The sequence below is a fragment of the Aquipseudomonas alcaligenes NBRC 14159 genome (assembly GCF_000467105.1).
Taxonomy (GTDB): Bacteria; Pseudomonadota; Gammaproteobacteria; order Pseudomonadales; family Pseudomonadaceae; genus Aquipseudomonas; species Aquipseudomonas alcaligenes.
In genome coordinates this window covers 177,311-190,684 of the sequence record NZ_BATI01000005.1, presented here as the reverse complement: position 1 = coordinate 190,684, position 13,374 = coordinate 177,311, and the positions used below count along the sequence as shown (strand labels likewise).

At 67.7% G+C, this 13,374-nt stretch carries 12 protein-coding genes and 1 pseudogene; 6 read left to right on the top strand and 7 right to left on the bottom strand.

Annotated elements, in window-relative coordinates; all coding sequences use genetic code 11:
* Nucleotides 1–29 precede the first annotated feature (29 nt).
* From pta to PA6_RS22635, 3 genes and pseudogenes are all read right to left on the bottom strand, one after another.
* Nucleotides 30–2,138 carry a phosphate acetyltransferase gene (pta, locus tag PA6_RS03055; protein ID WP_021699407.1) on the bottom strand — a complete coding sequence of 703 codons (2,109 nt, stop codon included), beginning with the start codon at nt 2,136–2,138 and terminating at the stop codon, nt 30–32.
* 17 nt (nt 2,139–2,155) lie between these two features.
* Nucleotides 2,156–3,343, bottom strand: coding sequence for an acetate kinase (locus PA6_RS03050; protein WP_021699406.1), 1,188 nt, complete (start codon nt 3,341–3,343; stop codon nt 2,156–2,158).
* A 2-nt stretch (nt 3,344–3,345) separates the two neighbouring features.
* Nucleotides 3,346–3,673 (bottom strand): annotated as a pseudogene (locus PA6_RS22635) (DUF3565 domain-containing protein).
* Here PA6_RS22635 and PA6_RS03040 point away from each other — a divergent pair.
* From PA6_RS03040 to PA6_RS03030, 3 genes are all read left to right on the top strand, one after another.
* Nucleotides 3,642–4,127: an FKBP-type peptidyl-prolyl cis-trans isomerase gene (locus PA6_RS03040; RefSeq protein ID WP_021699404.1), complete on the top strand. Its 486-nt coding sequence runs from the start codon at nt 3,642–3,644 to the stop codon at nt 4,125–4,127. The pseudogene PA6_RS22635 and the gene PA6_RS03040 overlap by 32 nt on opposite strands.
* A 117-nt stretch (nt 4,128–4,244) precedes the next feature.
* Nucleotides 4,245–4,727, top strand: a complete 483-nt coding sequence (locus PA6_RS03035) for a glutathione peroxidase (protein ID WP_021699403.1) — start codon at nt 4,245–4,247, stop codon at nt 4,725–4,727.
* 90 nt (nt 4,728–4,817) lie between these two features.
* Entirely contained in the window at nt 4,818–5,555 is a 738-nt protein-coding gene (locus PA6_RS03030) for a nitroreductase family protein (protein WP_021699402.1), read from the top strand.
* Between the two features lie 3 nt (nt 5,556–5,558).
* Here PA6_RS03030 and PA6_RS03025 read toward each other — a convergent pair whose 3' ends face one another.
* Nucleotides 5,559–6,254, bottom strand: a complete 696-nt coding sequence (locus tag PA6_RS03025) for a class I SAM-dependent methyltransferase (RefSeq protein WP_021699401.1) — start codon at nt 6,252–6,254, stop codon at nt 5,559–5,561.
* Nucleotides 6,255–6,403: 149 nt separating this feature from the next.
* On the opposite strand from PA6_RS03025, the gene PA6_RS03020 reads away from it, so the two are divergent.
* Both PA6_RS03020 and PA6_RS03015 read left to right on the top strand, forming a co-directional pair.
* The gene (locus PA6_RS03020; RefSeq protein ID WP_455737470.1) at nt 6,404–6,997 is read left to right on the top strand and encodes a TetR/AcrR family transcriptional regulator; all 594 of its coding nucleotides are present in this window, start codon (nt 6,404–6,406) and stop codon (nt 6,995–6,997) included.
* A 58-nt stretch (nt 6,998–7,055) separates the two neighbouring features.
* Nucleotides 7,056–8,165, top strand: coding sequence for an NADH:flavin oxidoreductase (locus PA6_RS03015; RefSeq protein ID WP_021699399.1), 1,110 nt, complete (start codon nt 7,056–7,058; stop codon nt 8,163–8,165).
* Nucleotides 8,166–8,234: 69 nt separating this feature from the next.
* Here PA6_RS03015 and PA6_RS03010 read toward each other — a convergent pair whose 3' ends face one another.
* The 3 genes from PA6_RS03010 to PA6_RS03000 are packed head-to-tail and all read right to left on the bottom strand — an operon-like array spanning nt 8,235 to nt 12,161.
* Nucleotides 8,235–9,383 (bottom strand): glycosyltransferase family 4 protein, encoded by a 1,149-nt coding sequence (locus tag PA6_RS03010; protein WP_115288025.1) that lies wholly within the window; start codon nt 9,381–9,383, stop codon nt 8,235–8,237.
* Nucleotides 9,384–9,428: 45 nt separating this feature from the next.
* Nucleotides 9,429–10,169, bottom strand: coding sequence for a sulfate transporter CysZ (cysZ, locus tag PA6_RS03005; RefSeq protein ID WP_021699397.1), 741 nt, complete (start codon nt 10,167–10,169; stop codon nt 9,429–9,431).
* A gap of 33 nt (nt 10,170–10,202) precedes the next feature.
* Nucleotides 10,203–12,161 carry a sensor domain-containing diguanylate cyclase gene (locus PA6_RS03000; RefSeq protein ID WP_021699396.1) on the bottom strand — a complete coding sequence of 653 codons (1,959 nt, stop codon included), beginning with the start codon at nt 12,159–12,161 and terminating at the stop codon, nt 10,203–10,205.
* A gap of 220 nt (nt 12,162–12,381) precedes the next feature.
* On the opposite strand from PA6_RS03000, the gene trxB reads away from it, so the two are divergent.
* A complete protein-coding gene (gene trxB / locus PA6_RS02995; protein WP_021699395.1) occupies nt 12,382–13,329 on the top strand; it encodes a thioredoxin-disulfide reductase in 948 nt (315 codons plus the stop codon).
* The last annotated feature ends 45 nt before the right edge of the window (nt 13,330–13,374 follow it).

Sequence of the window (13,374 nt, the reverse complement as noted above, 5' to 3'; positions counted from 1 at the left end):
GGCGCAATTTCAATCGGGTACGCGGTGCTTCATTCGCCTTTGGCTTGACTCGCCGCCTGGATCGCGGTGAGGGCGATGGTGAAGACGATGTCGTCCACCAGCGCGCCGCGCGACAGGTCGTTCACCGGCTTGCGCAGGCCCTGCAGCATGGGGCCGACGCTGACGCAGTCGGCGCTGCGCTGCACGGCCTTGTAGGTGGTGTTGCCGGTGTTCAGGTCGGGGAACACGAACACGGTGGCGCGGCCGGCGACCTGGCTGTTCGGGGCCTTCTGCCGGCCGACGCTGGCGATGGCGGCGGCGTCGTACTGCAGCGGGCCGTCGATCAGCAGCTGCGGGTTCTGCTCGCGGGCCAGGCGGGTGGCCTCGCGCACCTTCTCCACCTCGGCGCCGCTGCCGGAGTCGCCGGTGGAGTAGCTGATCATCGCCACCCGCGCCGGCACGCCGAAGGCCTCGGCCGAGGCGGCGCTCTGCAGGGCGATCTCGGCCAGCTCGGCGGCATTCGGGTCGGGGTTCACTGCGCAATCGCCGTAGACCAGTACCTGGTCCGGCAGGAGCATGAAGAACACCGAGGACACCAGGTTGTAGCCCGGCGCGGTCTTGATCAGCTGCAGGGCCGGGCGAATGGTGTTGGCGGTGGTGTGGATGGCGCCGGAGACCAGGCCGTCGACTTCGTCCAGGGCCAGCATCATGGTGCCCAGCACCACGCTGTCCTCCAGCTGCGCCAGGGCCATCGGCGCATTGAGGCCCTTGCCCTTGCGCAGTTCGACCATCGGCTCGACATAGCGCTCGCGCACCTGCTCGGGGTCGAGAATCTCCAGGCCCGGTGGCAGCTCGATGCCCTGGGCCTTGGCCACGTTGTGCACGTCCTCAGGCTTGGCCAGCAGTACGCAGCGGGCGATGCCGCGCGCCTGGCAGATGGCGGCGGCCTGCACGGTGCGCGGCTCGCTGCCCTCGGGCAGGACGATGCGCTTGTTGGCCGCCTGGGCACGGCGCACCAGCTGGTAACGGAAGGCCGGCGGCGACAGGCGCAGTTCGCGCGGGGTGCCGCAGCGCTGGGTCAGCCAGTCCAGATCGATATGTCCGGCGACGAACTCGGTGACCTTCTCCGCGCGCTCGCGGTCGTCCACCGGGATTTCCTTGTTCATGCGGTTGAGGTTGGTCGCCGTGTCGTAGGAGCCGGTGCTCACCGTCAGCACCGGCAGGCCGCCCTGCAGGGCGCCCTGGCACAGTTCGAGGATGCGCTCGTCCGGCGGGAAGTCGCTGCACAGCAGCAGGCCGGCCAGCGGCACGCCGTTCATGGCCGCCAGGCTGGCGGCGAGGATGATGTCGTCGCGGTCACCGGGGGTGACCACCAGCACACCGGGCTTGAGCAGGTGGACGCTGTTGGGCACGGCGCGCGCGCACAGCACGATCTTCTGTACGCGGCGCTGTTCGTAGTCGCCGGCGTTGAGGATCTGCGCGCCGAGCAGTTCGGCGACGTCGCGGGTACGTGGTGCGTTCAGTTCGTCCTGCCAGGGGATGCAGCCGAGCAGGCGGAAGTCCTCGCCGCGCAGCAGTGGCGAGAGCTGGCCGAGCTGCTCGGTGAAGGTCTCGATACCCTGCGGGTGGCGGACCTTGTTGAGGATCACGCCGAGCACCTTGGGGTCCTTGGGGCCGCCGAACAGCTGGGCCTGGATCTCGATGCGGTCGGACAGTTCGGTCAGGCTTTCCGGCTCTTCGCCCTCGGGCGCCGACACCAGGATGATCTCGGCATCCAGGCTTCTGGCCAGATGCACGTTGACCCGCGCCGCATAGCTGGCGTGGCGGGTTGGCACCATGCCCTCGACGATCAGCACGTCCATGCCCTCGGCGACCTGCTGGTGCAGGCGCACGATCTCTTCCAGCAGCTCGTCCAGCTGGCCGTCGCCGAGCATGCGCTCGACCTGGGCCAGTGGCAGCGATTGTGGCGGCAGTAGGCCGTGGGTCCGTGCGACCAGCTCGCTGGAGCGCTCGGGCCCGGCATCGCCGGGGTGCGGCTGGGCGATCGGCTTAAAGAAGCCGACCTTAAGCCCGGCGCGTTGCAGGGCGCGGATCAGGCCGAGGCTGATGGAGGTGAGGCCGACGCCGAAACCGGTGGGGGCGATGAAGAAGGTATGCATGGGTATTCCTTGGGCGGTCAGGCGGTGAGCAGGGCCAGGGTGTCGAGGGCGATCTGCCGTTCCTCGTTGGTCGGCACCACCAGCACCCGCGGGTGGCCTTCGGCACCGATGGCGCCGGCGACGCCGCGGATGCAGCGGGCATTGGCCTGCGCATCGAGGGTCAGATTGAACAGTTTCAGGTGCTCCACCGTCTTGCTGCGGATCAACGGCGAGTTCTCGCCGATGCCGCCGGTGAAGATCAGGCCGTCCAGCTGCGGCAGGGCGCAGCTCATCGCGGCCAGCGACTTGGCCAGGCGGTAGCAGAATACTTCGATGGCCAGGGTGGCGCCGGCGTGGCCCTGCTCGCGCGCCTGTTCCAGGCTGCGCATGTCGTTGGACAGGCCGGACAGGCCGAGCAGGCCGCTGTCCTTGTTGAGCATGGCGTCGATCTGCTCCAGGCTCCAGCCCAGGGTGCGCGCCAGGTGACCATGCAGGTTGGGGTCGACATCGCCGCTGCGGGTGCCCATCACCAGGCCTTCCAGCGGGGTCAGGCCCATGCTGGTATCGCGGCTCTGGCCGTCGACGATGGCGCAGGTGGAGCAGCCGTTGCCCAGGTGCGCCGAGAGCCAGCTGCTGGCGGCATAGGGCACCCCAGCCATCTCCGCGGCGCGCTGGCTGACGTAGCGATGGCTGGTGCCATGGAAGCCGTAGCGGCGCACGCCGTGCTCGCGGTATAGCTGTTCCGGCACCGCGTAGCGATAGGCGTGCTCAGGCAGGCTCTGGTGGAAGGCGGTGTCGAATACCGCGACCTGCGGCAGCTCGGGGAACAGCTTGAGCGCCGCCTCGATGCCCTGCAGGTTGGCCGGGTTGTGCAGCGGTGCCAGCGGCGAGGTGGCGCGGATCGCCAGCAGGCTGACGGTGTCGATGCGGCAGGCCGCGGTGAAGTGCTCGCCGCCGTGCACCACGCGGTGGCCGATGCCATGCAGCTGGCCGCCGGTGGCGTTCTGCACCAGCGGCAGCAGGTGCTGCAGGGCTGTCCGATGGTCACCACCCTGCAGCAGCAGACTGTCCTTCTCGCCGTTGTGCTGCCAGTGCAGCACCGCCTCCGGGCTGGCCAGGCGCTCGGCCAGGCCGCTGAGGATGAAGTCGGGCTGCTCCTCGTTGACCAGGGCGAACTTGATCGACGAGCTGCCACAGTTGATGACCAGGATGTTGCGTGACGGCATGACTACTCCTTATCCGCTTGCTTTGCCGGTTCGCCGGCGCACCAGCCACAGCTGAACGGCTGGCCCAGATGACGCTGGCGTGCCTGCGGGTCCGTGACCCAGGCGCGATTCTGCCATGGTGGCTGATGACGCAGGTGCTGCGTATGGCCGCAGGACAGCTCGGCCACCCAGTGGCCGTCTTCGTCCTGGTGGAAGCCCAGCAGCCGCGTGCCCCGTCCGTCTGGCCCGCGGTCGCTTTCGGCCGTTTTGGCGGTTAGACTTGGTACCTTTCCATTCTCTTGCAAAAGGTTTCTCCTCCATGCAGATCGCCGCCAACAAGGCTGTGTCCATCGACTATACCCTGACCAACGATGCCGGTGAGGTGATCGACAGCTCTGCCGGCGGTGCTCCGCTGGTGTACCTGCACGGTGCCGGCAACATCATCGTCGGTCTGGAAAAGGCTCTGGAAGGCAAGCAGGCCGGTGACGAGCTGAGCGTGGCCATCGAGCCGGGCGAAGCCTACGGCGAGTACAGCGCCGAGCTGGTTGCCACCCTCAACCGCAGCATGTTCGAAGGCGTCGACGAGCTGGAAGTGGGCATGCAGTTCCACGCTTCCGGTCCGGACGGCGGCATGCAGATCGTCACCATCCGCGACATCGAAGGCGATGACGTGATTGTCGACGGCAACCACCCGCTGGCTGGCCAGCGCCTGAACTTCCAGGTCAAGGTCGTCAACGTGCGTGACGCCCATGCCGAAGAGCTCGCCCACGGCCACATCCACGGCGAAGGCGGTCACCACCACTGATCGGTGACGGGGCGAGCAATACGACTTATGGTCGTTTCAGACTCGACTCCGGCTGCTAAGCTGAGCTAACCGAAAAGGCGCCCCCGGGCGCCTTTTTTGTCCCTTGAGGAGTCCGCCATGAGTGCCTTTCACGATCTCAATCTGCGCGCGCTGGACGGCCAGGACCTGCCGCTGGCGCCCTACAAGGGCCAGATAGTGCTGGTGGTCAACGTCGCCTCCAAGTGCGGCCTGACCCCGCAATATGCCGGCCTGGAAAAGCTGCATCAGGCCTATCGCGAGCGTGGCTTCACCGTGCTCGGCCTGCCGTGCAACCAGTTCGCCGCCCAGGAGCCGGGCAGCGAGGACGAGATTCGCGAGTTCTGCAGCCTCAACTACGGCGTGACCTTTCCACTGGGCAGCAAGCTCGAGGTCAACGGTCCCAATCGCCATCCGCTGTATCGCCTGCTGGCCGGTGAGGGCGCCGAGTTCCCCGGTGACATCACCTGGAACTTCGAGAAATTCCTGGTCGGCCGCGACGGCCGCGTGCTGGCGCGCTTCTCGCCACGCACCACGCCGGACGATCCTGCGCTGCTCCAGGCGATCGACAAAGCCCTCGGCTGATTCGGCCATTTTTCGGCCGATTTCCCGGCGCAGTATTGCCCCCTCGGCGTCCCGATAGCCTAATCGGGGCATCTGCCGAGGAGGCCCCCGATGACCAGCTTCTCCCCCGATGACCTCAGCCTCGGCGCCTCGCCGCAGGCGCTGCGCGCACTGATCGAGAGCCGCCGCGCGGTGCGCCGTTTCCTCCCCGAGGCGGTGCCCGATGCGGTGATCCGCGACTGCCTGGAGCTGGCCGTGCTGGCGCCCAACTCCTGCAACCTGCAGCCCTGGAGCTTCCAGGTGGTGCGCGACCCGGCGCTGCTGGCGCGGCTACACCCGGTGTGCATGAGCCAGAATGCGGCCAAGGCACCGCTGATCATCGCCGTGCTGGCGCGCCCGGATACCTGGAAACAGGCCTGCGCCAACATGGTTGAGTACTGGCCGGAGCCCGAGGTGCCGGGGCGCATCCGGCACTTCTACGCCAAGACCGCGCCTTTCCAGTACAACCAGGGCCCGCTGGGCCTGCTCGGCCTGTTCAAGCGCCAGCTGGTGCGCCTGCTGGCGCTGCGCAAGCCGCTGATGCGCAAGCCCAACAGCCACGCCGACATGCGCCTGTGGGCAGTGAAGTCCACGGCGCTGGCGGCCGAGAACCTGATGCTGGCCTTCCAGAGCCACGGCTACGCCACCTGCCCGATGGAGGGTTTCGACGAGGTGCGCCTGCGCAAGGTGCTGGACATCCCGCGTCAGGCCATTCCGATCATGCTGCTGGCGGTCGGCCGCCAGGGCGAGAAGGGCGTGTACAACCCGCGCCTGCGCTTCCCGCTGGAGCAGCACGTCACCTGGCTCTAGAACTCAGGCGCGCCGCGACAGCCAGGCGTGGATCAGTCCGGCCTGGAAGAACGGCACCGGCAGGGTGAAGCCGCCGGCGGCGATGATCGCCGCGGTGCGCTCAGGCGACAGCACCCCGATATCCCTGGCGTAGGCCTGGCGCATGCGTGCCATGGTCTCCGGCGAGACTTCGGCCGCCGCCATCATGTGCATCCAGGCTGTCAGCAGCACTTCGTATTCCGCCGAGTCCACGTCGGCGGCCAGGTCGGAGCTGGCGAGCAGGCCGCCCGGCGTGAGGCGCTCGGCGATCTCGGCGAAGAAGGCCGAACGCGCCGGCGGCTCGAGGATGAACTGGGAGACCAGAAAGCAGGTGGCCGCGTCGTGTGCCGCGGTTGCCGGCAACGACTCCAGATAACCCTCGTGGAAGTCGCAGCGGGCGGCGAAGCCGTCCTGCTCGGCCCGCTGCCGGCACACATCGAGCATCGCGGCGGAAGGCTCCACCGCGGTAAAGCGCCAGCCCGGGTTCTGCGCGGCCAGGTGGGCCAGCTCCGTGCCAGTGCCCACGCCGACGCAGAGAATGCGCGCATCGGTCGGCAGCTCGGCAAACAGCGAGTCGAGCAGCAGATGCAGGCAGTGGCGGAGCGGCGCCGTCTTGGCCCACTGGGTGTCATAGCTGGCGGCCTGCTGCTGGAAGATGGCCGTGACCTGGTCGCGATGCATATGGCGTTCCTCAAATAACGCGGGTTCAGTACAGCCTACCCTGCGTGTCAAGAGGGTCTGCCGCCGCGGACGCGGCCAACTTCTGCAGCACAATCACCGAGATCAATAGTGCTGGGCGAGGCGAGACGACCGGTCATATGCTCGCCGCCATGAACAGCAGCGTCCGACTCGACAAGCGTGAACTGATCCTGGCCAAGGGCTCGCAGGTGATGACCCGGCGTGGCTACCACGGCACCGGGGTGATGGAGATCGTCCAGGCCGCCGGCATTCCCAAGGGCAGCTTCTATCACTACTTCGCCAGCAAGGAAGACTTCGCCCTGCAGGCCCTGGACTTCGTCTACCGGCCGCGCCTGATGCGCTATGCCGAGGCCCTGGGCAATGCGGCGCTGAGCCCGCGTGCGCGCATCCTCGCTTACTACCGCGAGCTGCTAGCGCATTTCTCGCGCCAGGAACAGCCCGAGTACCACTGCTTCATCGGCAGCCTGAGCTTCGAGATGAGCGATGTGCTGCCGGCCATCGGCGCCGAGGTCGAGCGCATCCAGCAGGCCTCGGTGGACATCCTGCGCGACTGTCTGGAGCAGGCGCGCGCGGCCGGCGAGCTGGGCGCGGACGAAGACTGCGACAACCTGGCGACCTTCATCGCCAACGCCTGGCAGGGCGTGCTGGCGCGGCTCAAGGTCGGCCGCAGCCTGCAACCGCTGGAAGCCTTCATTCAGCGTCTGGAGCTGCTGCTGCAGCCCTGACGCATTTTTTTGCCCATCGACGAGACGACCGGTCAGCTGGCCGGCCCAAGGAGATCCCATGACCGCACCTGTTCAAGCCCTGTTCGCGCCCTTCCGCCTGGGTAACCTGGAGCTGCCCACCCGCGTGGTGATGGCGCCGATGACCCGTTCCTTCTCGCCGGGCGGCGTGCCCAATGCCCAGGTGGTCGAGTACTACCGCCGCCGTGCCGCCGCCGGCGTCGGCCTGATCGTCACCGAGGGCACCACCGTTGGCCACAAGGCCGCCAACGGCTATCCGCACGTGCCGCGCTTCTACGGCGAGGATGCCCTGGCCGGCTGGAAGCAGGTGGTCGATGCCGTGCACGCCGAAGGCGGCAAGATCGTCCCGCAGCTGTGGCACGTGGGTAACGTGCGCAAGGCCGGCACCGAGCCGGATGCCAGCGTGCCGGGTTACGGCCCGTCGGAGAAGGTCAAGGACGGCACCGTGGTCGTGCATGGCATGACCAAGGACGACATCCAGGAGGTGATCGCCGCCTTCGCCCAGGCCGCCCGCGACGCCAAGGCCATCGGCATGGACGGCGTGGAGATCCACGGCGCCCACGGCTACCTGATCGACCAGTTCTTCTGGGAAGGCAGCAACAAGCGCACCGACGAGTACGGCGGCGACCTGGCCCAGCGCTCGCGCTTCGCCATTGAGCTGATCCAGGCCGTGCGCGCCGCCGTTGGCCCGGACTTCCCGATCATCTTCCGCTTCTCCCAGTGGAAGCAGCAGGACTACACCGCACGCCTGGTACAGACCCCGGAAGAACTGGGGGCCTTCCTCAAGCCGCTGTCCGACGCCGGCGTGGATATCTTCCACTGCTCGACCCGCCGCTTCTGGGAGCCGGAGTTCGAAGGCAGCGACCTCAACCTGGCCGGCTGGACCCGCCAGCTCACCGGCAAGCCGACCATCACCGTCGGCAGCGTCGGCCTGGACGGCGAGTTCCTGCAGTTCATGGTTAACACCGACAAGGTGGCCGAGCCGGCCAGCCTGGAGAACCTGCTGGAGCGCCTGAGCAAGCAGGAGTTCGACCTGGTGGCCGTGGGCCGTGCCCTGCTGGTCGACCCGGACTGGGCGGTGAAGGTGCGCGATGGCCGCGAGAGCGACATCCTGCCGTTCAGCCGCGAGGCGCTCAAGCAGCTGGTCTGATCCTTCGCTTTACCCCAGGTGCGCCGCGCTGCGGGGCACCCCTTCCAGCCCCGGCACACCGGGGCTTTTTTATGCCTGCGCGTCGCGCGCCGCGTGCAGCAGGCTCTCGAAGCGCTCGACGATGGCCGGCCAGCCCTGCTTGCCGGCGTGCTGGCGCGCATTCAGGCGCACCCGGCGCAGGCTCTCCGGGTCTTCCAGCAGCCAGCGGGCCGACTCGATGAAGGCCACCTCGTCGCCGGGCGTGGCCAGGGCGCCGTTGTGCCCATGGCGGATGTGCTGGGCGGCGGCGGCCTGATCGAAGGCGACTACCGCCAGGCCCGAGGCCAGGGCTTCGAGCACCACGTTGCCAAAGGTTTCGGAGAGGCTGGGAAAGAGGAACAGATCGCCGCTGGCGTAGTGCGCAGCCAGTGCCTCGCCCCGCTGCACACCGCAGAACAGTGCTTCGGGCAGCTCGGCCTGCAGCTGGGCGCGCAGCGGGCCGTCGCCGACCAGTACCAGGCGCAGGCGCTGCTGTGGCAGGTCGCGCTGCAGTTGGCGAAAGGCGCGGGTCAGCAGCTGCAGGTTTTTCTCCGCAGCCAGGCGGCCGACGTGCAGCACGGCGATCTCGTCCTCGCCCAGGCCCCACTCGGCACGCAGGGCGGCCGAGCGCCGGGCTGGGTGGAACAGCTGGCCATCGACGCCGCGCGCCAGCAGCTCCAGGCGCTCGAAGCCACGCCGCTGCAGCTCCAGGCGCTGGCTCGGGCTGGGCACCAGGGTCAGCCGCGAGCGGTTGTGGAACCAGCGCAGGTAGCCGGTGAGCAGGCGCGTGAGCAGGCCGAAACCGTAGTGGTCGCTGTACTGCTGGAAATTGGTGTGGAAGCCGCTCACCACCGGGATGCCCAGGCGCCGCGCGGCGCGCAGGGCGGACAGGCCGAGCGGCCCTTCGGTGGCGATGTACAGCACGTCCGGCCGGTTGCGCTGCCAGCGGCGCAGCAGCTTATGCAGCGACGACTGGCCCCATTGCAGGCCGGCGTAGCCCGGCAGCGGCCAGCCGCGGGTGAGCAGCAGCTGGTCGTCGTTGGGGGCGGTGTCATCGGCCTGGCGCGGGCGCACCAGCTGCAGCCGGTGGCCACGCTCGCGTAGGCCCTGGCACAGGCGGCCGAGGGTGTTGGCCACGCCGTTGACTTCCGGCGGGAAGGTTTCGCTGACCAGGGCGATATGCAGGCTTGTGACATTCATGGCGCCAGTCTGGAGCGGCACCATGAACGGGCTGTGACGTTCGGGTTACTGCGCGGTGACGTCGCGCTCGCGCACCCAGAACAGGGTGGCACCGGCCACGGCGGCGGGCATCACCAGGATGTTGACGAAGGGGATCAGCAGCGACAGGTACACGGTGCCGCCGAAGCCCAGGCTCTGCCAGCGCTTCTCGCGCAGCCAGGCGAGCATGTCGTCCCAGCTGACCTTGTTGTTGTCGCAGGGGTAGTCGATGTACTGCACGGCCATCATCCAGATGCCGAAGAGAATCCACAGCGGCGCGGCAAGCAGGTTCAGCACCGGCACGAAGGTGAGGATCAGCAGTGGGATGGCGCGCGGCAGGAAGTAGGCCAGCTTGCGCAGCTCGCGGCCGACGGTGCGCGGCACCATGGCCGTCAGCTCGGCCCAGCTGAAGGGCGGGAAGTCGTCACGACCGCGCAGCACCACTTCCACCTTTTCGGCGAGGAAGCCGTTGAACGGGGCGGCGATGATGTTGGCCAGCAGGGTGAAGCTGAAGAACATGATCACCAGCACCAGCACGACGAACAGAGGCCAGAGGACGTATTCGAGGAAGCTCAGCCAGCTCGGCAGGCCGGGCATGAAGGTGTCGACCCAGCCGCCGAACTGCTGCATGGCCAGCACGATCATGCCGATGAACAGCAGGGTGTTCACGGCCAGGGGCAGCAGCACGAACAGGCGCAGGCCCGGGCTGAGCACCAGTTTCAGGCCTTGAGCGAGGTATTGGGGGCCGGTCAGGGTAGGGGCGAGCATGCTGATCTCCGCAGCGCTGAAAACGCGCCGACCTTAACCAGTTTGCGGGGAGGAGGAAAGCGGTTGCGGCTGGTACAGGCAGGCGCGGTTGCGCTCGCGCTTGGCCTCGTACATGGCGCTGTCGGCGGCCTTGAGCAGATTTTCCGCATCGTCGGCATGCTGCGGGTAGAGGGCGATGCCGATACTCGGGGTAACAAAATCGATGTTCAGTGAGCCGATCCGGATCGGTTCGTGCAGCGCCTGGCGCAGGCGTTCGGCGAGCTTCTGCGCGCCCTCGGCATCGCTCTCGGCGAGGATCAGGGTGAACTCGTCGCCCCCCAGGCGATAGACCCGGTCGGGTTGGCGCAGGGCGTTGCGCAGGCGTTCGGCGATCTGCCGCAGAAGATCGTCGCCAACGTCGTGGCCGAAGCGGTCATTGACCTCCTTGAAGCGGTCCAGATCGAGAAACAGCAGGGCCAGCGAGCGGTGCTTCTCCATCGCCTGGCGCAGCTGCTCGGCGAAGGCCTTGCGGTTGCCCAGGCCGGTCAGCGGGTCACGGTAGGCCATGTCCAACAGGCGGTTCTGGTAGGCCACCTGGTCGCTGATGTCGCGCAATATGCCGCGGTAGCCGGTGAAGTTGCCCTGGCCATCATGGATCAGCGACAGGCGGGCCTCGTAGTAGCCCTGGCTGCCGTCGCGGCGCCGGAACGGGGCGGCGAAGCTGACGTTCTCGCCGCTCTCCAGGGCGCGGCCGAAGAGGATGCGCGCGCGCTCGATGTCCTCGTGCTCCAGCATGGTCTCGTAGGAGTGCTCGAGCAATGCCTCGCTGGGGTAGCCGAGCATCCTGCACAGCGCGCGGTTGACCGCCCGCACGATGCCGTCAGGGCTCAGCTCGAAGTAGCCGTCCTGGATGGCGTCGAGTATCTCGCGGTCGCGCGTTTCACTCTGCTCCAGGCGTTCGAGCATGCGGTTGATTTCCAGCGCCAGGCGGCCGAGCTCGTCATTGCCGCGGTCGCCAATGCGCTGCCGCACCGAGCCCGGGCCGATGGCGGCGATTTCCCCATGCATGCGCGAGACCCGGCGCAGGATGCCGAACTCCAGGCCCAGATAGATCAGCAACCAGGCGGCCAGGCCGACGCCACCGGCCTGGGCCAGGAAGATGGTGATGGCCTGGCGGCCTTCGCGGTACAGGCTGCGCTCGCGGGTCAGTTCGAGCATCACTTCCGGCTCGCCCAGACTGTTGCTGAACAGCAGGGCGATCTGCTGGTGCTGGTCGTCGAGCACCCGCCTGGGGCTGATCTCGATCTCGTTGAGGCCACTCTGACCGGTGGCGGGCAGGTCGCGCCAACGGGCCAGCATGTCGCTCGGTGGCAGCAGGCGCAGGGCGCCATTGAGCTGGGTCTGCAGGTGTTCGGCGCGCTCGCCGTCGATGAAGTGGCCGGCCAGCAGGGTGCCGACGCTGGGCAGGCTGTTCTGGTTGTTGCTGATCTCGCTCATCACCAGGATCAGGGGTACGCCCTGCACCTCGACCAGTTGGCCGCGTGGCCCGCCACTGGTGGATTGGCGCAGCCGCTCGGCCAGCGCCAGGATGTTGTGGCGCAGCGAGGCATGGCTGCGTGGCCGGTCGCTGCCCAGCACCAGCAGGTCCGGCAGGTCGGGCGGCAGCCACTGCTCGGCGCGCACCTCGCCGTCGAGGTCGAGAAACACCATGAAGTCGAAGTTCATCTGGCGCAGCGCTTCCGGGTCCATGTTGCGGCGAGTGAAGTCCGGGTGGTTGCCGCGCATGAATTCATAGCTGTCGTCCCACTGGGCGTAGCTCAGCAGCAGGTCGAGATTGCGTTTCAGGCTGTTGTCCAGCAGCGCGCGCAGGCGTTCGGCCTCGGCCGTGAGCTGGGCCGTGTCCTGGCGGTCGAAGCGGCTGAGAATCAGGCTCTGTGACAGCAGGTAGGCGAAGCCCAAGGCGAACAGCAGCAGGGGGGCGAACAGCCAGAACAGTCGTTTGCGCAGGGTCATGCGATTGACACCCGGAGGCAGGGATTGAGCCGAGTATAGCCAAGGCCCGCACGGCACCCGGGCGGATAGGCCAGGGCTATCGGCCGTATTGATAATGGACATTTTCACCCTGCCAGGCCGCTGGGTAGCCTTGCCGGCAATCACCCTTAGCGGGGCCTGCCGTACCTTCAAGCCTTCCCCAAGTGCTTTCGGCCGGCCCCTTTTTCTTCAGGAGCCGGTCATGTCCGCCAACCGCCACGCTCGCGTCATCATTCTGGGTTCCGGCCCGGCCGGCTACAGCGCCGCCGTATACGCCGCACGCGCCAATCTCAAGCCGCTGCTGATCACCGGCATCCAAGCCGGCGGCCAGCTGACCACCACCACCGAAGTCGACAACTGGCCCGGCGACCCCCATGGCCTGACCGGCCCGGCGCTGATGCAGCGCATGCAGGAACATGCCGAGCGCTTCGAGACCGAAGTCGTCTATGACCACATCAATGCCGTGGATCTGGCCGGCAAGCCCTTTACCCTGGTCGGTGACAACGGCACCTATACGGCCGACGCGCTGATCATCGCCACCGGCGCCAGCGCCCGTTACCTCGGCTTGCCGTCGGAAGAGGCGTTCATGGGCAAGGGAGTTTCCGCCTGCGCCACCTGCGATGGCTTCTTCTACCGCAACCGCGAGGTGGCGGTGGTCGGCGGCGGAAACACCGCGGTGGAGGAGGCTCTGTACCTGGCCAATATCGCCAGCAAGGTGACCCTGGTGCACCGCCGCGAAACGTTCCGCGCCGAGAAGATCCTGCAGGACAAGCTGCAGGCGCGCATTGCCGAAGGCAAGATCGAGCTGCGCCTGAATGCCGAGGTGGACGAGGTTCTCGGCGACTCGGCTGGCGTGACCGGTGTGCGCCTGCGCCACCGCGACGGCAACGCCAGCGAGCTGCAGGTCGATGGCCTGTTCGTCGCCATTGGCCACACGCCCAACACCTCGCTGTTCGAGGGCCAGCTGGCGCTGCGGGATGGCTACCTGGTGGTCAACGGCGGCCGCGACGGCAATGCCACCGCCACCAGCATCCCCGGTGTCTTCGCCGCTGGCGACGTGGCCGACTCGGTATACCGCCAGGCCATCACCTCGGCCGGTGCCGGCTGCATGGCGGCGCTGGATGTGGAGCGCTACCTCGACTCGCTGTAAGTCGTGCGTCTGCATGAACAAGCCCCGCCATGCGGGGCTTGTTCG